The 24,399-nt window shown below is 73.6% G+C and carries 16 protein-coding genes; 8 read left to right on the forward strand and 8 right to left on the reverse strand.

Annotation, left to right across the window (positions count from 1 at the left end; genetic code table 11):
• Nucleotides 1-369 precede the first annotated feature (369 nt).
• Nucleotides 370-1,230, reverse strand: coding sequence for an MBL fold metallo-hydrolase (locus WME85_RS07225; RefSeq protein ID WP_437836425.1), 861 nt, complete (start codon nucleotides 1,228-1,230; stop codon nucleotides 370-372).
• A 132-nt stretch (nucleotides 1,231-1,362) separates the two neighbouring features.
• On the opposite strand from WME85_RS07225, the gene WME85_RS07230 reads away from it, so the two are divergent.
• From WME85_RS07230 to WME85_RS07240, 3 genes are all read left to right on the forward strand, one after another.
• On the forward strand, nucleotides 1,363-2,592 hold the full coding sequence (locus tag WME85_RS07230; protein ID WP_437836427.1) for an MFS transporter: 1,230 nt from the start codon (nucleotides 1,363-1,365) through the stop codon (nucleotides 2,590-2,592).
• A 164-nt stretch (nucleotides 2,593-2,756) separates the two neighbouring features.
• Nucleotides 2,757-3,293, forward strand: a complete 537-nt coding sequence (locus WME85_RS07235) for a hypothetical protein (RefSeq protein ID WP_437836429.1) — start codon at nucleotides 2,757-2,759, stop codon at nucleotides 3,291-3,293.
• A gap of 152 nt (nucleotides 3,294-3,445) precedes the next feature.
• The gene (locus tag WME85_RS07240) at nucleotides 3,446-4,366 is read left to right on the forward strand and encodes an N-acetylmuramoyl-L-alanine amidase family protein (RefSeq protein ID WP_437836431.1); all 921 of its coding nucleotides are present in this window, start codon (nucleotides 3,446-3,448) and stop codon (nucleotides 4,364-4,366) included.
• A gap of 37 nt (nucleotides 4,367-4,403) precedes the next feature.
• Here WME85_RS07240 and lon read toward each other — a convergent pair whose 3' ends face one another.
• Nucleotides 4,404-6,815, reverse strand: coding sequence for an endopeptidase La (lon, locus tag WME85_RS07245; protein ID WP_437836433.1), 2,412 nt, complete (start codon nucleotides 6,813-6,815; stop codon nucleotides 4,404-4,406).
• Between the two features lie 120 nt (nucleotides 6,816-6,935).
• Between lon and WME85_RS07250 the strand changes: the two genes are divergently transcribed.
• Nucleotides 6,936-7,919, forward strand: coding sequence for a lysophospholipase (locus WME85_RS07250; protein ID WP_437836434.1), 984 nt, complete (start codon nucleotides 6,936-6,938; stop codon nucleotides 7,917-7,919).
• Nucleotides 7,920-7,934: 15 nt separating this feature from the next.
• A complete protein-coding gene (locus tag WME85_RS07255; RefSeq protein ID WP_437757323.1) occupies nucleotides 7,935-8,318 on the forward strand; it encodes an NFACT RNA binding domain-containing protein in 384 nt (127 codons plus the stop codon).
• A gap of 27 nt (nucleotides 8,319-8,345) precedes the next feature.
• On the opposite strand, the gene WME85_RS07260 is transcribed toward WME85_RS07255, so the two are convergent.
• The 3 genes from WME85_RS07260 to WME85_RS07270 all read right to left on the reverse strand — a co-directional run bounded on the left by WME85_RS07260 (nucleotide 8,346) and on the right by WME85_RS07270 (nucleotide 12,435).
• On the reverse strand, nucleotides 8,346-8,810 hold the full coding sequence (locus tag WME85_RS07260; RefSeq protein ID WP_437836436.1) for a hypothetical protein: 465 nt from the start codon (nucleotides 8,808-8,810) through the stop codon (nucleotides 8,346-8,348).
• A 42-nt stretch (nucleotides 8,811-8,852) separates the two neighbouring features.
• Nucleotides 8,853-10,160: an RNA polymerase sigma factor gene (locus tag WME85_RS07265; RefSeq protein ID WP_437836438.1), complete on the reverse strand. Its 1,308-nt coding sequence runs from the start codon at nucleotides 10,158-10,160 to the stop codon at nucleotides 8,853-8,855.
• Nucleotides 10,161-10,602: 442 nt separating this feature from the next.
• Nucleotides 10,603-12,435: a sigma 54-interacting transcriptional regulator gene (locus WME85_RS07270; RefSeq protein WP_437836440.1), complete on the reverse strand. Its 1,833-nt coding sequence runs from the start codon at nucleotides 12,433-12,435 to the stop codon at nucleotides 10,603-10,605.
• A 196-nt stretch (nucleotides 12,436-12,631) separates the two neighbouring features.
• Between WME85_RS07270 and WME85_RS07275 the strand changes: the two genes are divergently transcribed.
• Nucleotides 12,632-16,594: a serine/threonine-protein kinase gene (locus tag WME85_RS07275; protein WP_437836442.1), complete on the forward strand. Its 3,963-nt coding sequence runs from the start codon at nucleotides 12,632-12,634 to the stop codon at nucleotides 16,592-16,594.
• On the opposite strand, the gene WME85_RS07280 is transcribed toward WME85_RS07275, so the two are convergent.
• The gene (locus WME85_RS07280) at nucleotides 16,545-18,299 is read right to left on the reverse strand and encodes a protein kinase domain-containing protein (protein WP_437836444.1); all 1,755 of its coding nucleotides are present in this window, start codon (nucleotides 18,297-18,299) and stop codon (nucleotides 16,545-16,547) included. The genes WME85_RS07275 and WME85_RS07280 overlap by 50 nt on opposite strands.
• A 137-nt stretch (nucleotides 18,300-18,436) precedes the next feature.
• Here WME85_RS07280 and WME85_RS07285 point away from each other — a divergent pair, with 137 nt between their 5' ends.
• A complete protein-coding gene (locus tag WME85_RS07285) occupies nucleotides 18,437-20,233 on the forward strand; it encodes an AMP-dependent synthetase/ligase (RefSeq protein ID WP_437836446.1) in 1,797 nt (598 codons plus the stop codon).
• 156 nt (nucleotides 20,234-20,389) lie between these two features.
• Here WME85_RS07285 and WME85_RS07290 read toward each other — a convergent pair whose 3' ends face one another.
• On the reverse strand, nucleotides 20,390-21,112 hold the full coding sequence (locus WME85_RS07290) for a glutathione peroxidase (protein ID WP_437836448.1): 723 nt from the start codon (nucleotides 21,110-21,112) through the stop codon (nucleotides 20,390-20,392).
• A 452-nt stretch (nucleotides 21,113-21,564) separates the two neighbouring features.
• Nucleotides 21,565-22,746: a methylated-DNA--[protein]-cysteine S-methyltransferase gene (locus WME85_RS07295; RefSeq protein WP_437836450.1), complete on the reverse strand. Its 1,182-nt coding sequence runs from the start codon at nucleotides 22,744-22,746 to the stop codon at nucleotides 21,565-21,567.
• A gap of 446 nt (nucleotides 22,747-23,192) precedes the next feature.
• Here WME85_RS07295 and WME85_RS07300 point away from each other — a divergent pair, with 446 nt between their 5' ends.
• Nucleotides 23,193-24,278, forward strand: coding sequence for a trypsin-like serine protease (locus tag WME85_RS07300; RefSeq protein ID WP_437836452.1), 1,086 nt, complete (start codon nucleotides 23,193-23,195; stop codon nucleotides 24,276-24,278).
• Nucleotides 24,279-24,399: the final 121 nt, after the last annotated feature.

Here is a 24,399-nt window from a genome sequence, read left to right on the forward strand (position 1 = left end):
CCGCTCGCCCTCTTCGTCTACGCTCGGTGCTGGCTCGATGAGGGCCGGGCGCGCGAGCGCCGCGCCCGTGGGGTGCGGGAGGAGGAGTAGCGCCTGCCGGCCAGTCCCGCGCGCCACCGCGCTACCATGGCGCTAGAGCAGTCTCGAACATCAGGCGCGTCACGTAGGGCACGAGTATGTCGCAAGATGGTACGTGCCATGAGGGGCAGAGAATGCGCGGCGGCATCAACGGTGTGGCTGTGGGTTGCTGCTGCGGCTGCACGCAGATCATCGGCGCAAACTGGGATGAGTCACCTCGCGCCGGAACCCCTCAAGCCCACGCTCACTGCCCTCGCGCCCCCCGGGCACTCCCTCTTTCGACCCCTCCGCCTAGATCCACACCTCGCCGAGCAGCGGCAGCACACCCATCTTCACATCGCGCGACGCGCGCCCGAGGCGCTCCGCCAACCGCTCTCCCTGCATGGCGGGGAGCGCGACGGCGGGGCGATCCATGGGCAGAAAGAAGTTGTCCCAGTGCGAGAAGAGCACCGCGCGCGGCGACAGCGCGCGCGCCACCCGCTCGGGGAAGCCGCGCGAGGCGGTCCAGCCAGCCACGCAGAGCAAGAGCAGGTCGGGCTCCCGGCAGTCGAGGGGCGCCTCGACGAGCTCCGCGCTGCCCAGGTGGACGATGAGGCGGCCCGCGACCCGGATCTCCACGGCGAAGACCGCGCCGCACCGGTAGCGCTCGGCCCGGAGCGGGACCTGATCGCAATCGGAGATGTCGCCGGGGAAGGGGACCCGGCCGAGCAGCAAGCGGGAGTGGGCGCTCGGGAGAAAGCGCAGCCGGAACGGGCCAACCTCGGCGACGACGGGCTCACTCCCCGGCGCGCGCTCGACGTCGCGCGCGCGCGCCGCGGGGACGCCGGAAGCGCGGCAGAGCGCCACCGCCGAGCGCGACCCGTACACCGTCGCCCCCGTGCGGAGCGCGATCGCCGGGATGTCGAGCGCGTGATCGAAATGGGTGTGGCCGGCGATGATCGCGTCCGCGCGCGGCGCGTGGCGCGCGATCGCGGCGGCATCGGGGACGAGCCGGCCGAGCACGCAGCGGCGGAGCGAGGCGCGCGTGAGGTACGGGTCGATGAGCAAGACCGCGCCGGCGTGCTCGACGGCGAACCCCGCCGTGCCCAGCCATCGCACCCGGACGACCCCCGCCGGCGCGAGCGACCGCGGAGAGAACGTATCGGCGATCATCGGCCCGGGCTCGCGCCGCCGGGAGACGCAGTGAGTCCTTGCGGCTCGCTCATCGACATCGTCCTTTGCTCGCGCGCCAGTGTCCGTGTTTCTGGCGACCGAGGCTCGTCCGTTCGGTTACGATTCCGGCTCGTGCCAGACCGAACGCGCGCCGGCAAGCTCGCCGCCCTCGCCGCGCTGTACTTCGCGCAGGGGATCCCCTTCGGCTTCCAGGCGACGGCGCTCCCCGTGTTCCTGCGGGCGAGCGGCGTCTCGCTCTCCGCCGTGGGCTTCTCGGGGGCGCTCGCGCTGCCCTGGGTCGCGAAGGCGCTCTGGGCGCCGCTCGTCGACCGCTTCGGGTGGGAGCGGCTCGGCCGGCGCCGCTCGTGGATCCTGCCGCTCGGGGCGCTGCTGTCGCTCACGTGCGCGGCCGCCGCGTTCGTCCCGCCATCGAGCCACCTCGGCCCGCTGCTCGCGCTGGTCTTCCTGATGAACCTGCTCGCGGCCACCCAGGACATCGCGGTCGACGGGCTCGCGATCGACCTGCTCGGGCGCGGCGAGCTCGGCCCGGCGAACGCTGCGCAGGTGGTCGGCTACAAGGTCGGCATGCTCGCCGCCGGCGGGCTGCTCGTCTGGGCGAGCGCCTGGATCGGCTGGCGCGGCCAGTTCAGCGCGATGGCCGCGCTCGTCCTCCTCTCGACCCTCGCCTCGCTGGCGCTGCGCGAGCCGCCGTCGAGCGAGGTCGAGGCGCGCGATCGCCGCTCGGTGCGCGAGGTGCTCGCGACGGTGCTCGTCGCCCTGCGGGCCCCGGGCGCCCTCTGGGTCGTCGCGTTCCTCGGGACGTACAAGCTGGGCGAGGCGATGGTCGACATGATGTTCAAGCCGTTCCTCGTCGACGCCGGCTTCCCCCCGCACCGGATCGGCCTCTGGGTGGGCACCTACGGCCTGGTCGCGTCGATCGCCGGCTCGCTCGCGGGAGGCCTCCTGGCGCAGCGGCTGCCGCTGCTCGCCGCCGTCGGCGTGAGCCTGACGCTGCGCTCCATCGCGATGGCGGGCGAGTGGTACCTCGCCGCGGCGGGCCCGCCCACCGAGGGGGCCGTCATCGCCGTCACCGTGGCCGAGCACCTCTTCGGCGGCGCCGTCACCACGGCGGTGTTCGCCTTCATGATGTCGCGTGTCCGGCGGTCGGTCGGGGCGACGCACTACACGCTGCTCGCCAGCGTCGAGGTGCTCGGGAAGTCGCCCGCCGTGTGGCTGTCGGGCGCGCTCGCCGAGCGGCTCGGTTATGCAGGGCTGTTTGCGCTGTGCACGGCGCTCTCGTTCGCCTTTCTCGCCTTTCTCCTGCCGCTGAGAGAGCGGGGGACCGGTGAAGCGCGAGCGTGAGCGTCGCGCGGCGCTCGCCTGTTCTCGACCGTTCTCGCCTGTTCTCGACCGTTACCGGGTTGAACACCACCTGATCTCGTAAAAAGACAACAAGCAACTATACCTGGTGCCCTCCGCGCCCTCTGCTACTGGTGGCGCCGCACCTGCCCGGGTGGCTGGGGCGCGTGCGCAAGCTGCGGCGCGTCGGGGCTGGGTGTTACGGCGTGGAGCCGGCGCCATTTTCGTTTCTGTGGATCGCGGCCAATGAGCTGCCGCTCCGGGATGAGCTCGTGCCCTTCCTGGTGGCCCGCTCAGGACGGCCGCTCGACGAATTTGCCCGGTGGGTGGCAACACGCCGGCGGAAGGAGTGGGTGATCAACATGGTACAACACACGACGATGTCGACGAAGGTGAGCGAGGAGGTCCTGCGTGATTTCGCCAGGACCGATGACCCCGAGGTACTCCGCCGCCGGCGGCTTATCCTGAAGGTGCTGCTGGAGGAGTGCCCGGAGGATGCGCAGCAACTGTTGATTGAGCAGGGCATCGAGGCGGGTCGCCTCGTCGAGGCGCGCGCGGTGCTCCGCCGGCTGCTCACGCGGAGGCAGCTCGCGCCGAGCGCTGACGAGCTCGCTCGCATCGAGGCGTGCGGCGACCTGGTGACGCTGGAGCGATGGCTGGATCAGTCGCTCACCGCCGAGACAGCCGCCGACGCCCTGCGCTGACCAGCGCGCGCTCGGGTGGATCCAGCGCCACGCCGCGCGCTCGCCGGCAGGTCCCGGGCGCCCCGGACGAAGCGCCTGCCCGAGCCCCGCGCGCCCCCGCTTCGCCAAGAACCTGACCCCGCGCCCCGGCTTTGATAGCAAGCGGAGCCGCGGTGATCTCGCGCAGGAAGCTCGTCCTCGGTCTCGCCGGCGCCGCCGGCGCCGCCGCCCTTCGCCAGGCGCTCTCCCCCGGCCCTCCGCGCGCCGTCGTGGCGCGGCGCGCCCTCAAGCTCCCGATCGCGCCGAGCGGCTGGCCGCTTCCAGGCGCCCGCGTCGTCGCCCCGTCCGCGCTGTTCCCCCCCGACTTCGGGGTTCGCCGCATCTACCTCGACGCGGGCCACGGCGCGCCCGGCAACACGGGGAACCTCTCCTGCTTCTGCGTCGAGGAGCAGGACTTCACGCTCTCCGCGGCGCGCGCGCTCGCCGAGCGGCTCAACGCCACGGGGCGCTTCGAGGCGCGCGTGGGCAGGACAGGCGACCGGCCGTTGCCCTACCAGGAGCGCGCCCAGGACGCCGCCCGGTGGCGCGCCGAGGCCTTCGTCAGCCTGCACTCGGACGTGCGCGGCAGGATCGAGACGTGGTCGCCCGCGCCCGGCCGGACCTGCCCGCTCAGCCTCGCCGCGCCAGGGTTCGCCGTGCTCTGGTCCGACGAGGGAGACCCGGCCCTCTGCGCCCTCCGGCTCGCGCTCGCCCGCGCCTTCGGCCGGCGCATGGAGGAAGCCGGCTTCATGCCCTACCGCGGCGCGGCGTACACCGGCCTGTACGAGCCCGACCCCGCCCAGCCGGGCGTCTTCGTCGACAGGCACCCCCCGGACCAGCGCATCTTCGTGCTGCGCCGCCCCTCGATGCCCTCCGTGCTGATCGAGACGCACCACGCGCTCGACGCCCGCGAGGCCGCGCGCTGGACCGAGCCCGCCACCCTGGACGCCTTCGCCGCCGCGGCCATCGCCGCGCTGGCCGACACGCTCGGCGGTGGCGCCGCGCTGGCCGACACGCTCGGAGGCGACGCGCCGGCCTCGCAGCCGCCCACCTGAGCCGCGCTCCCGACCCGGCGGCGCGCCTCCCCCCGCCTCAGGAAGCCCGCGCGTGGGGGACCACCTCCGGCGACTCCAGGCGCATCGGGCGGAGCCGCAGGCAGAGCGCGATCGCCTCGTCGAGCGTGCTCACCAGGTAGAACTCCAGCGAGCTCCGCACGTCCGCCGGCAGATCGTCGAGATCCGCCTCGTTGTCCGCCGGGATCAGGATCTCGAAGATCCCCGCCCGGTGGGCCCCCAGCACCTTCTCCTTGATGCCCCCGATCGGCAGCACCGTGCCGCGCAGCGTGATCTCCCCGGTCATCGCGATGTCGCTCCGCACCGGCCTGCCCGACAGCGCGCTCACCAGCGCCACCGCCATCGTGAGCCCCGCGCTCGGCCCGTCCTTGGGCACCGCGCCCGCCGGGACATGGATGTGGACGTCGCGCCGCTGCAGCCGGTCGAGCGGCACGCCCAGCTCCGCCGCGTGCGCGCGCGCGTAGCTCAGCGCCGCGCGGCCGCTCTCCTTCATGACGTCGCCGAGCTGCCCCGTCAGGACGAACTCGCCCTTGCCCGGCATCACGCTCGCCTCGACGTGCATGATGTCGCCACCGGTTTGCGTGTAATACATGCCGGTCGCCACGCCCGGCTGGTCGTGCTGCAACCTTCGCTCCGGGCGAATCCTCGCGCGACCGAGCAATTCCTTCACGTCATCGCCGGTGCCCACCACCGCCCGCTCGCTCTCGCCGCCCGCGATCCTGCGCGCGGCCTTCCTCGCCAGGGCGCCGAGGGTCCGTTCCAGCTGCCGGACGCCCGCCTCGCGCGTGTATCCGCAGATGATCTCGCCGAGCGCCGCGCCCATCACGCGCAGCTGATCCTCGCGCAGCCCGCACTCCCGACGCTGCCGGGGGAGCAGGTACCGGCGGGCGATCTCGTGCTTCTCCTGCTCCGTGTATCCGGCGAACAGCGCGGTCTCCATCCGGTCGAACAGCGGCTGGGGGATCGTCTCCCGGAAGTTCGCCGTGCAGATGAACAGCACCTCGGACAGGTCGAACGGCAGGCCGAGGTAGTGATCCACGAACCCGTCGTTCTGCGCCGGGTCGAGCACCTCGAGCAGCGCCGCGCCAGGATCGCCCTGGAAGGAGACCCCGAGCTTGTCGACCTCATCGAGGACGATCACCGGGTTCTTCGACCCCACCCGCTTGATCCCCTGGAGGATGCGGCCCGGCATCGCGCCCACGTAGGTGCGGCGGTGGCCGCGGATGTCCGCCTCGTCGCGCGCCCCGCCCAGCGAGACGCGGACGTACTTGCGCCCGAGCGCCCGCGCGATCGACTCCGCGATGGACGTCTTGCCGGTCCCGGGCGGACCGAGGAAGAGCAGGATCGGGCCGCGGGAGATCGCGCGGCTCCGCTCGCCGTCGCCCCGCGCCTGCTCCACGCGGAGCTTCCGGACGGCCAGGAACTCGAGCACCCGGTCCTTCACGTCGCCGAGGCCGTGGTGGTCCTCGTCGAGGATCGCCCGCGCCCGATCGAGGTCGACGTGGTCCTCGGTCCGCTGGTTCCAGGGCAGATCGGCCACCCACTCGAGCCACGTCATCAGGACCTGCGCCTCGGGCGATGTCTCCCGTCCCATGCGCCGCAGCCGCGCGAGATCGCGCCGGGCCTCCTGCAGGATCTCCGCCGGAGGGCTGGCCCGCTGGAGCTTGTGCTCCAGACGTGCCGCGATGTTCTCGTCGTCCTCCTCGCCGAGCTCCTTCTGGATCGCGCGCAGCTGCTCGCGCAGGTAGAGCTCCCGCTGCCGCTCGCCGAGCTCCTCCTCGACCGTCGTCCGGATCTTCTCCTGGGTCTCCACGATGCCTATCTGCCGGTAGAGGTGCAGCGCGAGGCTGCGCATCCGCTCCTCCGTCGAGAGGATCTCGAGCAGCGCCTGCTTCTCCGGGGTCGGGAGGTCCAGATAGAAGGCGATGTGGTTCACGAGCTCGGCCGGGCCGAACATGCTGCCGACGAACTGCTTGAGCACGTCGTCCGGCGCGCCGCGGTGACGGCCGTACTCGACGGCGCGCTCGCGTACCTCGCGCGACAGCGCCTCCAGCGCGGCGTCCTCCTCTGGACGGAGCGGGAGGTCGGCGAGCTCGATGACGGGGGCGCGGATCACGCCTTCGACCTCGGTATACCGGGGCGCGGCCGCCCGCCGTTCGCAGCAGAGCACGAGCTGGAGGCCCGACCCGAACCGCTGCACCTGGGTGATGCGGGCGATCACGCCGATCGAGAAGAGCCCGCCCGTGGTGGGCTCCTCGGCGGCGTCGCGCTGGGCGACGGCAAAGATGCGCTTGTCCTCTCCCTCCATCCGGAGGGCGGCCTCCACCGCGCGGAGCGTCTTCAGCCGTCCGACCGTGATCGGCGTCGCGATCCCAGGGAAGAGGACGGTGTCGCGCAACGAGAGCACGGGCAACGATCGGCGCTCGGGCATGGCCCGATCGTCGTGCGAACCTCATGCCACGGAGGACCGTACCGAAAACTCCTTTCGGCGCGGAAGCATCGAGAATCGTGGTCCCGCGCGCGGCGCGATCGATGGTAGTGTCCGCTCCCGATGCCCGCGGACACCTTCACGTTTCAGGCGGACGACGGTCGAGAGCTCTTCGTGCACCGCTGGCTCCCGGACGGGGCGGCGCGCGGCATCTTCCACGTCGCGCACGGCATGTCCGAGCACGCGGGCCGCTACGCGCGCCTCGCGCAGGCGCTCTGCGCCGCCGGGTGGGCCGTCTACGCGAACGACCACCGCGGCCACGGCAGGACGGCGCGCGGGAGCGACGAGCTCGGCTTCTTCGCGAGCCAGGGCGGCTTCCAGCGGGTCGTGCGCGATCTCGCGCAGCTCATCGATCGCGAGAAGGGCGAGCACCCCGGCCTGCCGGTCGTGCTCTTCGGCCACAGCATGGGCTCCTACCTCGTGCAGGAGTACCTGATCGAGCGCGGCGGCGCGCTCCAGGGCGCGGTGCTGTCGGGCTCCTCGGGCAAGCCGAGCGCGCTCGTGAGCGCGGGCCGGCTCGTGGCGCGCGCGGAGCGGCGGCGGCTCGGCGACCGCGGCAAGAGCCCGATCCTCCAGTCGATGAGCTTCGACGGCTTCAACAAGGCCTTCGCGCCGAACCGCACGACGTGCGACTGGCTCTCTCGGGATCGCGACGAGGTCGACAGGTACATCGCCGATCCGCTCTGCGGCTTCCCCGCGACAGCGTCGCTCTGGGTCGACGTGCTCGACGCGATGGTGGAGATCGCGCGGCCCGAGCGGCAGGCGCGGATCCCGAAGGACCTGCCGCTGTATGTCTTCTCCGGCTCGCGCGACCCGGTCGGCGGGCCGCTCAAGGGCGTCGCGCAGATGCTCGAGGCGTACCGCGCCGCCGGCCTCCGCCGGGTGACGCACCGGTTCTACCCCGGCGGCCGCCACGAGATGCTGAACGAGATCAACCGCGAGGAGGTCGTGCGGGATCTGCTCGCGTGGCTCGACGCGGCGGTGAAGACCGAGGCGGCGGCCCCGGCGCGGCCCGAGCAGCCGAGCGCCGGCGCCGCGTCCGGCTGACGGCGGAGGGCCGGCATGGGCAGCAAGGGGCGGCCGTACCGCACGCTCAACGTGGATGGCTTCGAGGTGCTCGTCGGCCGCGGCGACGAGGACAACGACGCGCTCACCTTCGAGGTCGCCGCGCCGCACGACCTCTGGCTGCACGTGGCCGGCGGCACGCCGGGCAGCCACGTGATCGTGCGCAACCCCGAGCGCGGGGAGGTCCCGCGCGAGGTGGTCGAGCGCGCCGCCGCGGCCGCCGCGTGGTACTCGAAGGCGAGGAGCGCCGCGAAGGTGGAGGTCCACGTCTGCCGCGTCGCCGACGTGAGCAAGCCGCGCGGCGCCCCCGCCGGCATGGTGCAGCTCGCGCGGTGGAAGAGCGTGCGCGTCCGGCCGGACCCCGGGCGCGAGCCCGGGTGAGGCTCGCGCCCGGCGTCGCGGCGCGGTCTATTGCGTGGCCACGCACGCGCCGGCCTCGCAGCGCGCTTCGAGGCCGAGACACGGCCAGAGGAGACAGGCCACCTCGTCCCCGTGGCACACGGGCGCGCTCTCGCCGGGGGCGAGCGCGATGCAGTTGCAACCACCGCAGTAATTTGCGGTAAGGCTGCAGTCGTCGTCGGTCTGGCAGGCGCGCGGCGGCGGAGCTTCCACGCACACGGGTTGACCGTCCTGCTCCTCGCACGTGAGCCCATCCCGGCAGCGGACGGCAGCGCAGACGTCGCGGCGCTTCACGGGCCCCACCACCGCTTCCGCCCCTTCGGAGAGGTACGCCTCCTTCGCTTCGTCGAGGTCCTCCGCGGGCGGGGCGCCGCACGCGGGGAGGAGCGCGGCGCTCGCCGTCATCGCCGCGAGCAGCGTGAGAGAGATGAGGTCCACCTTTGCCGAGCGCGGCGTCGTCTTTTCATGATGCATGGTCTGTTGTTCCTTTCCTGTGGTCAGCCGGCGGTCTGGCCTTCACGGCGTGCCGACGTTGATGCTCGTGAGCACCTGGTTCTTCGGGAGCGAGCACGAGACCTGGTACGACGCGAAATTGCGCTTCATCGAGTCGGGGATCGTCACGGATTCCCAGTTGTCTCCCGTGTCGATGCTGAACACGATGGTGCCGAGGTTCGCGCCGTCCCAGTCCACCGCGCTCACGGAGCAAAAGGTCTTTGGCAGCGTGGTGCTCCTGACGTTGACCTCCACGTAATTGATGCTCTTGTCGGTCGTGACGAGCGGGCAGCTCAGGGTGACGGCCTGCAAGGCCTCGGCGCCCACCCCCGGATAGCGGACCCTGCCGGCGTGCTCGGGCTCCTGGGCGCGGCAGATGACGCCGTGATGGTTCTGGATAGCCGCGTCGGCGACCGGGGCAACGCTGAAGACGGCCCCTGTGAGCGCGAAGAACGTGATTCTTTTCATGATGGTTGTCCCTTCGTCCGTGTCGTTGGAATGAGCCGCGCGGCCCCGCGAGCGCCCGGATGGGTCGAGCGCGGGGCGCGGCGGCTCCGCTCGTGACGGGCGCTGACGCGACGGCGACCGAGCGTGGCGGTCATGGGCCTCGTCGATCGACCCGCGCCCGCGCCGCTCGGGTTCGCCTCGCGCGTCTCCCCGTCGTCGATGGAGGCTTATGCGCGAGGCGCCGCGCGGTTGACATCGCGCGCGCTTTTCTTCATCGCGCGCCCCGGCGACGAGCGCCGCGAGCCGCCGCCTGAGCCGGCTGCTCCACGCCTGCACCGCGGAGGTGCTCATGCCCGTGCGCGCGCAGACCGACGCGATCGGCTCCTCGTCCACGATGAGCGCCTCGAAGAGCTCGAGCCCGAGCGGGCTGAGCTCGGCGCGGATCAGGCCGAGCTGGCGCTCGATCTGGTCGCGGGCGAGCACCGTCGCCTCGGGGTCGTCCGCCGACCGGGCGTCCCCCTCCGGCGCGTCGTCGAGCGGCAGCGCCGCGCTGTCGAGGCGCCGCCGGCAGCCGCGGAACGCCGCCGCCACCCGCTGATCGGCGATGAGGCCGACCCAGTTGGCGAGGCTCAGGCCGCGGGCCGGATCCCAGGCGCGGAGCGCGCGGCTGCCGTCGCGGAGCAGCTCGACGAACACGTCCTGCACGAGGTCGTCCTTGCGGTCGCGCGCGAGGCGAGCGCAGCGCCGGAGCAGCGCCCGGCCGACCCGCGCGTGGATCACCGGCGTGAGCGCGGCGATCACGGCGCGGGTCGACTGGACATCTCCGCCGAGCGCGGAGGCGAGCAGGGAAGTCGATAGCTTGGTCTCGGACACGCAAACCTCCATGGGGGGCCTCCTCTGCGGCAGGGATCGCGAGCGCAGCGGGCGTGGGGCGAGCTGCCCCCGTGCCGGGGAGCGCCGCCGGAGCAAGGGGGATGGCCGCCAGCGCGAGCGCGACCCGCTCGTCACCCCGATACGTCGCGATCATCGCCAGCGAGCGCTGGACTCCTGCCCGCGAGGGAGCGTTTCGGCACCTGGGTTAGCAGCCGGCGTGCCCGCGCCGGCGCCGCGGGCGGCGCGCGCTTTCTCGGGCGTGGCGCGCCCGCCGCCGCGCGGTCGTGCAACTCTTGCACGACCGGCCTAGGTAACTCTTACGTGCCGACCGGTAAGTCCTGCATCGCGGCGGCCGGTGAGCCCTGCATCGCGGCGGCCGGTGAGCCCTGCATCGCGGCGGCCGGTGAGCCCTGCGTCGTGCCGACCGATAGGCCCTGCACCCGGCGCGGCGGCCTCACCGCCTGCGCTTCGCCAGCCCGTAGCGGTTCATCTTCAGCACGAAGGTCCGGAGCGGCACGTGGAGCGCCTCCGCGGCCCTCGTCTGCACGCCGCCCGCCGCGGCGAGCGCCTCGGCGATGCGCGTGCGCTCGAGCTCCCGGACCTCCTCCGCCAGCGGCCGGAACGCGCGGCCAGGGACGTCCGCGGCGACCGCAGGCGCGGCGGCCGCCGCCGCCTCCGGGGACGACGGCGACGCGGGCGGCGTTGACTCGGGGCGCGGCGCCGTCGCCCCCGGAGGCGGCGGCGCGAGCGGCGCGGGCAGGTGCGCCCGCTCGATGATGCGCGCGCCCACGGTCGCCGCGATGTACTCGATCACGTTCTTCAGCTCTCGCACGTTGCCGGGCCACGCGTAGCTCGTGAGGAGCTCCGTCGCCTCCGTCGACAGGACCATCTCCTCGCGCCCCGCCCGCGCGCACGCGTCGGCCAGGAACGCCCGCGAGAGCGCGAGGATCTCGCGGGGGCGCTCCCGCAGCGGGGGCAAGATCACGGTGGCCGCGCCGAGGCGGTAGTAGAGGTCCTGCCGGAAGCGGCCTGCCTTGACCTCCGCCTGGAGATCCTTGTGCGTCGCCGCGACCAGCCGGATGTCGACCTCGCGCTCGCGCACGTCCCCCAGCCGGAGGATCTTCCTGGTCTCGATAGCGCGCAGGATCTTCGCCTGCGCGCTCGCCGAGAGATCGCCGATCTCGTCGAGGAAGACCGTCCCGCCGCTCGCGTGCTCCAGGAGGCCCTGCTTCGCCGCCGCGGCGCCGGAGAACGCGCCGCGCTCGTAGCCGAAGAGCTCGCTCTCGACCAGGCTCTCGGGCACCGCGGCGCAGTTCAGCGTGACCAGCGGCCCTCTCGCCCTCGGGGACCACTCGTGCAGCGCGCGCGCCGCGCTCTCCTTGCCGGCGCCCGTCTCGCCCGTCACGAGCACCGGGAGGTCCGTCGCCGCGAGGCGCCGGATCAGATCGAAGACGCGCACCGTGGCCGCGTCGGCCAGCACCGTGCGCTGCCCGCCGATCTCCAGGGTGGTCACCGCCTCGGCGGCGGCCGCCGCCCGGCCGGGCCGCGCGACCTCGGCCGCGGCGCGGGCCGAGGCGACGAGCGTGTCCGCGTCGCACCCGTCCGCCGGCGCCGTGGCCACGCCGACCTTCGGCGCCGCGGCGACGGCCTGCACGGCGTCGATGAGCCGCTGCGCCATGTGGCCGGCCGCCGCCGCGTCCGCCTCGGGCAAGAGCACGAGCAGCCGGTCGTCCGCCTCGAAGCCGGCGAAGTCCGTCACCGCGAGCTCTCGCTCCAGCGCGCCGGCGATGGCGCCGCGGGCCGCGGCCGCCCCGAGCTGAACGGCGATCACCGTGGCCGGCCGATCGTGGCGCAGCGACCGCTCGATCTCCCCCTCGATCCGCCGCCGCAGCTCCCCGAGGTCGAGGACCTGCCGGCTCCTCGCGGGGCGGGCGCACCGCATCACCACGACGGCGTCGCCGATCGACACGACGTCGCCCGAGCCGAGCGGCGTCGCGCCGTCGACGCGGACGCCGTTGAGCAAGGTGCCGTTCCGGCTGCCGAGATCCACGAGCTGCGCGCGCCCGTCGAGGAGCACGACCTTCGCGTGCTCGCGCGACGCCGCCGTGTTCCGGAGCCGCACGTCGGCCCCGGGGCCGCGGCCGAGGAGCACCACGCCGCTCCGGGGCAAGGGGAGGATCGATGACGAGCTGCCCTGCACGACGAGCAGGTACGAGCCGCCCGCTTCCGCCCCGCGTGGCGCGTCAGCGGTTCGGGTCGGACCGTGGGACGACGTGGCCTCGCTCATCCGCTCGCCGGCGGACTCTCTCACCCGACCCGAGCCCGCGCAAGCTCGAGGGCGGCCCGTGAACGCGGCGAAGATCGGCGTCGGTGAAGCGACGGAGGCGATCTACGCCGCGGGCGTCCGCCGCTGGCGGCAGGAACCGCGGCGCGCGCCGTGGTAGGCTCGCCGCTCACCGGGGCGGGAGATGCAGGGCCGTTCGATGCACGAGGAGCTCCCCACCACGGCGCGATTCACGCTCGGCCGCCGCCTCGGCGCCGGCGCGTTCGGCGTCGTGTACGAGGCGCAGGATCTCGAGCGCGGCGTCCGGGTCGCCATGAAGGTCCTCCGCCACCTCGACGCGGCCGGGCTGTACCGGTTCAAGCGTGAGTTCCGGGCCCTCTCCGAGGTCGTTCACCCGAACCTCGTCGCGCTGCACGAGCTGTTCTCCGAGGGCGACCGGTGGTTCTTCACGATGGACCTCGTCGAGGGGACCGATTTCCTGTCGTTCGTGCGCGGCGCGGCGGAGCCGGACGGAACGACGGCGGCCTCGCCGTCGGCGCGGCGCGGGCCTGGCGCGCTTTTGGACGAGGGGCGCGACGAGGGGTGCGACGACGGGCGCGCGCCGGCCGACGGGCGCGCGCCGGCCGCCGAGCCGCGCCGCTGGGAGCCGCTGCGCGGCGCCCTGCTGCAGCTCGCGCAGGGGCTCGTCGCGCTCCACGCGGCCGGCAAGCTCCACCGCGATCTGAAGCCGTCCAACGTGCTCGTGACGCCCGGAGGCCGCGTCGTCATCCTCGATTTCGGCCTGGTCACGGAGCTCAACCCGGGGCCGCTCGACCAGAGCACCGGACAGATGGCCGGGACGCCGGCGTACATGGCGCCGGAGCAGGGCGCGGACGAGCCGCTGTCGCCCGCCTGCGATTGGTACGCGGTGGGCGTCATGCTCTACGAGGCCCTCACCGGCCGGACGCCGTTCCTGGGCGCGGCGCTCGAGGTCATCATGCAGAAGCACCTCGAGGAGCCGCCCCCGCCGCGCGCGCTCGCGCCGGACATCCCGGCGGACCTCGACCAGCTCTGCGCGGCGCTGCTGCGGCGCCGCGCCGAGGATCGGCCCCCGGCGTCCGAGGTGCTCCGGCGGCTGATGCCGCCGAGCGGCGGCGAGGCCGGCGCGCCGTCCGGCGCCGAGCCGGCGATCGACAGGGCGCCGTTCGTCGGGCGGCGAGCGCACCTCGACGCGCTGCGCGCCGCCTTCGCGCGGGCGAAGGGCGGGAAGGACGGGACGGAGGGCAAGGCGGGGCGGGCGACCACGCTGCACCTCCGCGGCACCTCGGGCATGGGCAAGACCGCCCTGGTCCGGCGCTTCCTCGACGAGCTCGCGGGCCCGCGCGGCGGCGGCGCGGTGATCCTCGAGGGGCGCTGCTACGAGCGCGAGTCCGTCCCGTACAAGGCCGTCGACAGCCTCGTCGACGCGCTCAGCCGCCACCTCGCGCGCCTCCCCAGGGGGGAGGCCGCCGAGCTCCTGCCCCGCGACGTGCACGCGATCGTGCGCCTCTTCCCCGTGCTCGGGCGGGTCGAGGCGATCGCCTCCGCGCCGCGGCGCGAGCGCGAGCCCCCGGACGCCCAGGAGCTCCGGCGGCGCGGGTTCGCCGCGCTGCGCGAGCTCCTCGGGCGCATGGCGGACCGGCGGCCGCTCGTCCTGTTCATCGATGACCTCCAGTGGGGGGACGCCGACAGCGCCGCGCTCCTCGCCGACCTCCTGCGCGAGCCCGACGCGCCCGCGCTCCTGCTCTTGCTCTGCTACCGGAGCGAGGACGCGGAGAAGAGCGAGCTCCTGGAGCGGCTCCTGCCGCCCGGCGCGCCCGCTTCGGGCGCGGACGACGTCCGCGTCCTCGCCGTCGACGCGCTCGCGCCCGAGGAGGGGCGCGCCCTCGCGCTGGCCCTGCTCGGCGACGGCGACAGGGCCGCCGCGCAGGCCGGCGCGATCGCGGCCGAGGCCGCGGGCAGCCCGTTCTTCGTGCTCGAGCTGTCGCGCGACGTGCGGGCGCGCCCGGCGCCGGAGCCGCCGCGCGGAGCCTCGGGCGAAGGCGGGCGCGCTGTCGGCGTGGGAGGCGGCGTGGGAGGCGGCGTGGGAGGCGGCGTGGGAGGCGGCGTGGGGGGCGGCGTGGGGGGCGGCGCGGAAGGCGGCGTCGGAGGCGGCGCGGAAGGCGGCGTCCGGCTGGAGGCGGTGCTCGCGAACCGCCTCCTGCGCCTGCCAGCGGAGGCGAGGCGCCTGCTCGAGGTCGTCGCCGTGTCGGGCCAGCCGCTCGGCCGCCGCGCCGCCCGCGAGGCCGCCGCGCTCACGCCCGAGGAGGAGCAGGCCGCGGTCGCGGCGCTGCGGGCCGGCAACGCGGTGCGCACGCGGGGCCAGCGCGACGAGCAGGAGCTCGAGACGCTCCACGACCGCGTCCGCGAGGCGGTCGTCGCGCAGCTCGGCGCCGCGGAGCTCGCGGACGTCCACCTGCGGCTCGCCGCCGTGCTCGAGTCGTCGGCGCAGGTCGAGCCGGACGTGCTCGCGATGCACTTCCGGCGCGCCGGGCGCATCGACAAGGCGGCCCACTACGCCGTCCAGGCGGGCGACCGCGCGGCCGCGGCGCTCGCGTTCGACCGCGCCGCGGAGCACTTCGCCGCCGCGCTCGAGGCGGCGCCGGGCGGCGCGGGGGAGGCGCGCGCGCTGCGGGTCAAGCTCGCCCACGCCCTGCGCGACGCCGGCCGCGGGGCGGACGCGGCCCGGGCGTTCGCCGCCGCGGCCGAGGGCGCGCCGCCGCGGGAGAGCCTCGATCTGCGCCGGTGCGCCGCCGAGCAGCTGCTCGTGAGCGGCCACATGGACGAGGGCATGGCCGCGCTCCAGGGCGTGCTCGCCGACGTCGGGATGCGGCTCGTCGAGCCCCGGTGGGCGGCGCTGCTCTCGCTCGCGTTCTGGCGGCTCCGCCTCCGCCTGCACGGGCTCCGCTACGACGAGCGCGACGCGCGCGACCTGCCGGCCGAGACCCTGACGCGCCTCGACGTCTGCTGGTCGGCCGCGGTGGGGCTCGCGATGGCCGACGTGCTCCAGGGCGCGGCGTTCCAGGCGAGGCACCTGTTCCTCGCGCTCCGCGCGGGCGAGCCGTACCGCCTCTCGCGCGCGCTCGCGACCGAGATCGCGCACCTCGGCACCGACCACATCGAGGGGCGCCGGGAGGCGCACCGGCTCTACGACATGGCGGTGGCGCTCGCGGAGAAGGTCGGCGACCCGTACCTCTTCGCCGTCAACAAGGGCATGCTCGGCATGGTCGAGAGCCTCTCCGGGCGCTGGGCCGAGGGCCTCGCGCTCTGCCAGGAGGCCGAGGACCTCCTGCGCGGGCGGTGCGCGGGCGTCGCCTGGGAGCTCGGCACGACCAGCCGGTTCATGATGGTGGCGCACTACCACCGCGGGGAGCTCGACGCGCTGGCGCGCCTGGCGGCGCCGCGCTGCGCCGACGCGGACGCGCGCGGCGACCTCTACGCGGGCAGCTTCTTCCGGGTCGGGCTCACGTACATCGTGACGCTCGCCGCGGACCGGCCCGACGCCGCGCGCGACGAGGTGCTGGGCGCCATGGCGCGATGGCCGCGCCGCGCGTTCGACCACCTCGACTGCCTGGAGACCGTGGCGCTCGGGCGCATCGACCTCTACGCGGGCGAGCCGCTCGCGGCGTGGCGGCGGATCGAGGACCGCTGGCGCAAGATCGCCTGGTCCTTCCTGCCGAGGTTCCAGTACTACCGCGTCCTCCTCCACCACCTGCGCGCGTCCGCGGCGCTGGAGGCCGCCGCGCGCGGGGGCGGCGACGCCCGGCGCTCGCGGGACCTCCTGCGCGAGGCGGAGCGGGACGCGGAGCGGCTGTCGCGCGAGGGCGCGCCGTGGGTCGATCCGATGGCGGCCTCCCTGCGCGCCGCCGTCGCGGCGCAGCGCGGTCACACGGCGGCGGCGCTGTCGCTGCTGGCGTCGGCCGCCGCGGGGTTCGACGCCCGCGAGATGGCCCTGTTCGCCGCCTGCGCCCGCCGCCGGCGCGGCGAGCTCCTCGGCGGGGAGGAGGGCCGCTCCCTGGTCGGGGCGGCGGACGCCTGGATGGCGGGCCAGGGCATCAGGGACCCTGCCCGGATGGCGAGGATCTTCGCGCCGGGGTTCCGGTGAGGTCGAGCTCGATCTCCACCGCGCGCACCGCGGCCATCCCCGGGCAAGCGCGGAGGGCGGCGAGCAGCGGGCCCTGCCCGGCGCCGTCGGTGCGGCAGGCGAGGATCAGCAGGATCACCGCCGGGTCCGGCGGGGCCATGATCTCCGCGAGCAGCGACGCGCTGTCCGCGTCGCCCCAGTGGGCGTCCTCGATGAGCACGATCACGGGGCGCCGGTCCGAGATCCGCCCGAGCAGGTCGCGCAGCGCGGCCGACGCGCGCTCCCGGAGCCGCGCCTCGCTCTCGTCGCCCGGGCCCCGCGGCGCCTCGCTCACGGCGGGGACGCGCGCGAGCACGGGGAAGACGCGGGCGAGCGAGGCGACGCCGCGGGGCATGAGGGCGGCGGCCTCCGGCCGCGGGATCCGGACCAGGTAGCGGCTGAGCGCGTCGATGGCGCCGTCGAGCGCCCGGTGCGGCACCTGCTCGCGCTCGTGGCAGCGGCCGACGAGGACGAGCGCGTCGGCGGCCGCCTCGCCGTCGAGAAAGGCGCGCACGAGCGCGCTCTTCCCCGTCCCGGCGGCGCCGTGGACGACGGCCAGGCCGGGCCGCCCCTCGCGCACCGCCGCGAGCGCGCCGTCGAGCGCCTCGAGGTCCTGCGCGCGCGGCGCGGGTGGTGCGCGTGGCGTGCGCGGCGCGGGCGCGGGCGCGACGCCCGCGGCGCCCTGCTCCGGTCCGGCTGCGCGCCGATCGTCCCCGGCGCGGGGCCCCGCCGCGAGCCCGTCCGCCGCGCCGAGCCGCCGCAGCACCTCGAGCCCTGACGGGCGCCGCTCCGGCGCCGCGCCCAGGAGATCCGCGGCGAGGTCGGCGAGGTCGCCTGGCGCCCACGGCGCGACGTCGCGGAGCGCGGGCGGCGCGGCGCGCTGCTTCTCGGCCAGCACCTCGAGGGCGGTCCCCGTGTAGGGCGGCCTGCCCGCGAGCGCCTCGAAGAGCATCACGCCGAGCGCGTACCAGTCGGCGCTCGGCGTGACGGCCCTGGGCCCCACCTGCTCCGGGGCCATGTAGAGCGGCGTCCCGACGATCTGCTCGGCGTCGGTCGCGGTTTGCCCGCCGAGGGTGAGGTGCGTCGCGATGCCGAAATCGAGCACGACCGCGCGCCCCTCGGGCGTGACGAGCACGTTGGACGGCTTGAGGTCGCGGTGGACGAGCTGCGCCTCGTGCGCCGCGCGGAGCGCCCGGGCCACCTGGACGAGCGACGACCGCACCCGCCCGAGATCCGCGCGCGCCTCCGGCCAGGCCGCGCCGTGGGGGTCGCTGCCGTGGAGCGGCGCGGGCCAGCGCGCCATCGCGTCCTCCAGCGTGGCCTCGACGTCGATCCCCTGGTCCGGGGGCGCGGTGCTCGCCAGGCTGGTCGACGGGCCCGCGCCCGCCGGGGCGTCCTGCCTGCGCACGTAGGTGAGCCAGTCGGCCCCGCGCACGAGCTCCATGGTGAAGAACCACTCGCCGTCGGCGCCGATGAGGTCGTGGAGCCGGACGAGGTTGACGTGGGCGATGTCCGCGAGCGCCCGGAATTCCTTCTTGAAGCGGTACAGCGCGGACGGGCTCACGCGCGCGAGCGTCTTCAGGGCGACCCGCTCGCCGCGCTCGCGGTCGAGCGCCTCGTACACGATCCCGAAGCCGCCTGCGCCGAGCCTCCGGAGGATCTGAAAGCGATCGGGGATACGGGGCATGAGGCGGCGTGAAGCTCCGTGCCCGCAGGGTATCACGGTTCACGTTTCCGGCGGCGCGGCTGATTGACAACGCCCCGGCGGCTCCCGCATCCTGGCCCTCGAACACCCCGAGAGGCCCGAGGCCGCAGGAAGATGCCATGAGCACCGTTCTCCATCGTCTGGATCAATGGGCCAACGAATCCCCTGACGCGCCCGCCCAGCGCTACAGATCTCAGGGGCAGTGGAGGACGCTGACGGCGCGCGAGTTCCGCGACCGGGTCTACCACCTGGCCCTGTTCATCGAGTCCAGGGGCTTCGACGCGAGCCAGATCGGGGCGATCCTCTCGTACAACTGCCCGCAATGGGTCCACGCCGACCTGGCGGCGCTGCTCGTCGGGGGCAAGTCGGCGGGCCTCTATCCGAACTCCACCGCGAAGGATATCCAGTACATCCTGAGCCACACCGAGGCGACGCTGCTCTCGGTGCAGAACAAGGAGTATTATCAGAAGATCTCCGCGGGAGGTGGCGAGTCCGACGTGCCCGACGGCGTGAGGTGGGTCCTCGTCTTCGACGGCGACGCCTCCTTCTCTCCAAAGGCCATCTCGTACGAGCAGGCGCTGGCCGAGGGGCGCGCGCTCGCGCAGCAGCCGGGCGCGAAGAAGTACGCCGATTACCTGGCGAAGATCGATCCGGACGCCGGCGCGTTCCTGATCTACACCTCGGGCACGACGGGCAACCCCAAGGGGGCGATGCTCTCGCACCGCAACCTCGCCTACACGTCCGATATCGCCTCGAAGTACTGGGGTCTCCCCCTCGGGCGCGGCTCGATGTTCTCGTTCCTCCCTCTCTGCCACATCGCCGAGAAGCTGCAGAGCGTGGGGGTCGGCATCACCAAGCGCTACACCGTCCATTACTGCTCGAAGTTCGAGAACGTCTCGACCGAGCTCCCGGACGTGCAGCCCACGCTGCTGCTCTGCGTGCCGCGGCTCTGGGAGAAGATGATGGAAGGGGTGATGGCGAAGGTGCGCGGCGGCAAGGGCGCGAAGAAGAAGCTCGCCGAGTGGGCGTTCTCCGTCGGCGCCCGCGTGGCCGAGGCGAAGTTCGCGAACCGCGCGCCGAGCAAGCTCGATCTCGTGCAGCTCAAGCTCGCCGACAAGCTCGTGCTGAGCAAGGTGCGGGCGGCGCTCGGCCTGAGCAAGGTCGAGGTGATCGCCTCGGGCGCGGCGGCGCTCGCGCCGCACATCACGAGGTGGTTCCGCGCGCTCGGGCTCGACATCCTCGAGGCCTTCGGCCAGACCGAGTCGACCGGCATCATCAGCATGACCGAGCCGGGCGTCGAGAGCGCGGGCACCGTGGGCAAGCCGGTGCCGGGGGTCGAGTTCAAGCTGGCCGACGACGGCGAGCTCCTGACGCGCGGCCCGCATGTGTTCATGGGGTATTTCAAGGACGAGGCGGCGACCCAGGTCGCGCTCGAGGGCGGCTGGCTGCACACGGGCGACCTCGGCGAGTGGAACGAGCGCGGGCAGCTCAAGATCCGCGGCCGCAAGAAGGAGATCCTCAAGACCTCGGGCGGCAAGATGATCGCGCCGCTCCCGATCGAGGAGAGGCTCAAGGCGGCCGAGATCATCAGCCAGGTGTGCATGGTGGGCGACGGCCGCAAATACATCTCGGCGCTGATCACCCTGACCGAGGGCAAGCTCGCCGAGCTGAAGGACCGGGGCGCCCTGAACGGCGACGCCGCGATCACGAGCCCCGAGGTGGTCAGTCAGGTGAAGGCGCACATCGACTCGCTGAACGCGGGGCTCGCCAGCTTCGAGCAGATCAAGAAGTTCACGGTCCTCGGCCGCGAGTTCTCGGTCCAGGACGGCGAGATGACGCCGACCCTCAAGATGAAGCGCAACGTGATCGAGCAGCGCTTCCGCGGCGTCATCGACCAGATGTACGCAGGCGAGTGAGCGGGTGAGAAGGGTGAGAAGAAGATGGACCGCCAAGGAAGCCAGGGACGCCAGGAAGAGATGATTCCTGGCGTCCCCTGGCGCCCTGGCGGTCTGTCGGCCTGGACTGCCGCGTGCGGCGCGGCCGAGCGCCGCGCTGGCTAGATCTCCGCCGGATCAGGCCTTCGCGAGGTAGGTCTCGAGATCGTCGGCGCCGCCGATGTACTGGCCGTCGATGAAGACCTGCGGTGTCGAGGCCTTGCCGCTCACCGCCCGGAGCCGCCGCGGCGAGGCCGGAACCTCCTCGTAGGCCAGGCCCCGCTCCTGCAGGAGGCGCTTCGCCTTCGTGCAGTAACCACACCCCGGCTTCGTGAAGATCAGCACGTCGTGCGGCGCCTTGGACGACGGATCCAGGTGCTTCAGCATCGTGTCCGCGTCCGACACGTCGAAGGGGTCGCCCTCCACCTCGGGCTCGATGAACATCTTCTTGATCACGCCGTCTTCGACGAGCATCGAATAGCGCCACGAGCGCTTGCCGAAGCCGAGGTTCGCCTTGTCGACGAGCATGCCCATCTTCTCCGTGAACTCCCCGTTCCCGTCGGGCAGGAACTGGACCTTCTCGGCGTGCTGGGACTTGCCCCACTCATCCATGACGAACGCGTCGTTCACGGACACGCACGCGACCGTGTCGACCCCGCGCCGCTTGAACTCGTCCGCGAGCTCGTTGTAGCGCGGCACATGGCTGCTCGAGCAGGTCGGCGTGAAGGCGCCCGGCAGCGCGAACACCACCACCTTCTTGCCGGCGAACACGTCCTTGGTGGTCACGTCCTTCCACTGGCCGTCGACACGCGTGCGAAACGTGACATCCGGAACGCGCTGCCCTTCGAGGTTCTTCAACATGTCTGTCCTGCTCCTCCAGTGCTCTTCCGTTGCGATCGGGAACGGCAACCCTTGTTCAACGTCGCGCGGCGCCCGTCCGGGCTCGCCGCGGCTGGCGAGAACTTAACCTCGCCCCCCCACGCCGGCCAGCCGTCACGCGTCATCCCGGGAGCCCGCGCACTGGCGCCATCGACGCTGCACAGCCCGCTGTGGCGCTCTTGCACGCGCCCGGCGTCGGGAGCGGGCCCGACAAGACGGCCGCGACAAGGAGCCGCCGGGCTCCAGGGGAGCACAGGGAGGTGAGCGACGCGCGTTCGCGCAACGGATGCGCGCCGGGCGAGGTGGAGGGAAGGGGGCCGCTGCGGGCGCCGAGGGCGATAGCCGTCGCGCCGGCGCCGGGCGGCAGCCGCGCCGGCGCCGGGCGGCAGCCGCGCCGGCGCCGAGCGGCCGCCGCGCCGGCGCCTTGCGAGCGCTCAGCCGCTCCGGGCCTGCTCCACCGCGCGCCACAGATACCAGCTCGCCACCGTGCGGTACGGCCTCCAGCGCGCGCCGCGCTGCTCGAGCTCCTTGCGCGCCGGCAGATCGCCCTGCGCGAACGCGATCGCGAAGCCCTTGCGGATGCCGTAGTCGTCCGCGGGCAGCACGTCCGGGCGGCCGAGGCGGAACATCAGGAGCATCTCGACGGTCCACCGGCCGATGCCGCGCACCTGGGTGAGGCGCTCGACGAGCGCCTCGTCCTCCATGCCGCGGGCCTCGGCGAGCGTGGGGAGCTCGCCGTCCGCGGCCCGCCGCGCGAGATCGCGGAGCGCGAGGAGCTTCGCGCGCGAGAGGCCGGCGGCGCGGAGCTTCTCGTCCGAGGCGCGCAGGATCTGCTCGGGCGTGGGGCCCTCGTGCGCGCGCGGGAACAGCGAGCGCACGCGCGCGAAGATGGTCGCCGCGGCCTTGCCGGTGAGCTGCTGGTAGACGATCGCCTCGGCGAGCGCGACGAAGAGGCTCGACGTCCGGTCGAGCCGCATGCGGAACGGGCCGACAGCGTCGATGAGGCGCGCGAGCGCCGGGTCGGACGCGCGCACGTGCGCGACGGCGACGGCCGGATCGAAGCCGAGCGCGCCGCCGCCCTCGTCCTCGGGCGCGCCGCTCGCCTGGGCGCCCTCGATCGCGAGGAGGCGGAGCTTCGTCGTGACGCCGCCGCTCCCGGAGAAGCCGCCGACCTTGCCGCCGGCCGCGAGCACCCGGTGGCACGGCACGACGATCGGGAACGGGTTGCGCCCGAGCGCCTGCCCCACGGCGCGCGCCGAGCCGGGCGCGCCGAGCCTTCCGGCGATGTCGCCGTAGGTCAGCGTGGCGCCGGGCGGGATGGCGCGCGCGACCTCGTAGACCCGGCGGTGGAACGGCGGCACGCGCTCCATGTCGAGCGCGATGACGGAGAGATCGCTCGCCTCGCCGCGCAGGAGCGCGACGATGCCGTCGAGCGCGCGCTGCACGTCGGGCGGCGGCGGCGCCTCGAGCGCGCCCGGGAGGCGCTGGAGCACGCGCGCGCGCGTCTCGACGTCGCGCGCCTCCGGGAGCTGCACGAAGGCGACGCCGCGCCCGCCCCAGGCGATGCCGCACCGGCCGATCGCGGTGTCGAAGAGCGTGAATCCGTGGGCTGTCATGGTGTGGCGCGAGCGTACCGCCCGCGGCCGGCGTCGTTCTTGGAGAATCTTGCGCCGCCGCGAGGCGCCAGGCCGCGCCGCGTGAAGCGATATGGAAGGAGAAGAACGCCGCGGCCGCGGGAATGCAGGACAGGGCCAGGGGAGACGCCGGCCCGACCCACATCGAGGTCGGCCGCGGCGACGCCGGCGCCGCTCGATGGCAAAGTTTGCCGCTCTGGCAATTCTTGCCATCGCGCGATGGCATGGTTTGCCATGCCGCCGCCCCTCCCATCGGCCGCCGAGGCGGCGGCACAGCGGCCGGCGCTTCGCGTGTCCTCGCCGAGTCGCCCTGGACGGACGGCACGAGCGTTGCTCTGCACGAGAGCGTTCGCGATCACCGCTCGATCCTTGAACCCGGCGCTGCTGTCGAGCGGCGCCAGTGACACGCATCAAGAAGGACCCAACTCATGCGCACCCTGTTCGCTTTGTCGGCTGCTGCTTTGCTCGCTGGTTGCGTCGTCGACGCGCAGCCCGATTCAGAGCTCATCGATTCGTCCCAGGATGAGCTCGTCAACGGGCATGTCGCCACCGAGGCCGAATACCCGTCCACGGTCCACCTGGGCGGCTGCACCGGGGTGAAGGTCGGTCCGCGCCACTTTCTCTCCGCGGCGCATTGCTTCTCGAACCCTGGCAGCGTCACGCAGCTGAACGTCACGCCAGACAACAACGCCCTGAACCCGGTCGCGCTCACGGTGGTGTCCGTGAACAACCACCCGCAGTACCAGAACTGCACGAGCTGCGCCGGGGACAACTCGATGAGCGACTTCGGGCTCAAGCCCGACGTCTCGCTCATCATCGTCAACGAGCTGACGCCGCAGATCCCGACCGCCGTGATCGACCCGAACCCGGTCCCGGTTGGCACGTCGGTCACGTTGACCGGCTACGGCTGCGAGGGCGTCACGCCGCCGCCTCCGACGCGGTTCAAGGTGGGAGACTCCACGACCGTCTCGCCGCTGACCTTCGACCCTGCCACGACCATTCCCGGCGGTTACACGACCACCGCGGGGCCGGCCGTGGTCCCCGGCGCGCCCGCGCTGTGCCCCGGCGACTCGGGCGGGCCGCTGTTCCGCACGGGCACGAACCTCGTGGTCGGCATCAACTCCCTCGTCTCCGGCACCGACGACGGCGAGATCGGCAACTGGTTCACCCGCCTCGACCTGGAGTCTCGCTACAACGTCCACGCCTGGCTCCAGGGGCTGATCAGCGCGCCGGTCGGGACGCCGTGCAGCTCGATCTGCAGCAACCCGACCCCGATCACCTCCGTGTCCTACTCCAGCGGCAATCTCGGCACGGGCGAGCGCTGCTTCGAGTCCACGGCGAACTCCTTCAACGTCAACTGCGGCGGCTTCGCTTCCTCGCGCACCTTCGACGTCAACGGAACGGCGCTTTCCTGCAACGGGCAGAGCATCACCCTCCCCGCGAAGCGCAACGGTGGCTATTGCTTCCACGCCAGCGCCGGTAACAACTCCTGGGCCTGGTTTACCACCTGGTGAGGGCGACGTCGCGGGACGGTTAGCGCCCGCGGCCGTCCACCTGGATCCGCCCCGCCCGGGCGCGCGGACTCCGCGTCAGCGCGCCTGGGCTCGTCCCTGTCACACCTCTCCGGGCCGCCGT

This window comes from Sorangium sp. So ce1153, assembly GCF_051521595.1.
GTDB lineage: Bacteria > Myxococcota_A > Polyangia > Polyangiales > Polyangiaceae > Sorangium.

What these genes read in the sequence shown, in the direction of transcription:
- WME85_RS07275 (WP_437836442.1), top strand. Translation starts at nt 12,632, where the DNA reads ATGCACGAGGAGCTCCCCACCACGGCGCGATTCACGCTCGGCCGCCGC.
- WME85_RS07260 (WP_437836436.1), bottom strand. Translation starts at nt 8,810, where the DNA reads ATGCATCATGAAAAGACGACGCCGCGCTCGGCAAAGGTGGACCTCATC.
- WME85_RS07290 (WP_437836448.1), bottom strand. Translation starts at nt 21,112, where the DNA reads ATGTTGAAGAACCTCGAAGGGCAGCGCGTTCCGGATGTCACGTTTCGC.
- WME85_RS07295 (WP_437836450.1), bottom strand. Translation starts at nt 22,746, where the DNA reads ATGACAGCCCACGGATTCACGCTCTTCGACACCGCGATCGGCCGGTGC.
- WME85_RS07265 (WP_437836438.1), bottom strand. Translation starts at nt 10,160, where the DNA reads ATGGAGGTTTGCGTGTCCGAGACCAAGCTATCGACTTCCCTGCTCGCC.
- WME85_RS07255 (WP_437757323.1), top strand. Translation starts at nt 7,935, where the DNA reads ATGGGCAGCAAGGGGCGGCCGTACCGCACGCTCAACGTGGATGGCTTC.
- WME85_RS07300 (WP_437836452.1), top strand. Translation starts at nt 23,193, where the DNA reads ATGCGCACCCTGTTCGCTTTGTCGGCTGCTGCTTTGCTCGCTGGTTGC.
- WME85_RS07270 (WP_437836440.1), bottom strand. Translation starts at nt 12,435, where the DNA reads ATGAGCGAGGCCACGTCGTCCCACGGTCCGACCCGAACCGCTGACGCG.
- lon (WP_437836433.1), bottom strand. Translation starts at nt 6,815, where the DNA reads ATGCCCGAGCGCCGATCGTTGCCCGTGCTCTCGTTGCGCGACACCGTC.
- WME85_RS07280 (WP_437836444.1), bottom strand. Translation starts at nt 18,299, where the DNA reads ATGCCCCGTATCCCCGATCGCTTTCAGATCCTCCGGAGGCTCGGCGCA.
- WME85_RS07285 (WP_437836446.1), top strand. Translation starts at nt 18,437, where the DNA reads ATGAGCACCGTTCTCCATCGTCTGGATCAATGGGCCAACGAATCCCCT.
- WME85_RS07250 (WP_437836434.1), top strand. Translation starts at nt 6,936, where the DNA reads ATGCCCGCGGACACCTTCACGTTTCAGGCGGACGACGGTCGAGAGCTC.
- WME85_RS07225 (WP_437836425.1), bottom strand. Translation starts at nt 1,230, where the DNA reads ATGATCGCCGATACGTTCTCTCCGCGGTCGCTCGCGCCGGCGGGGGTC.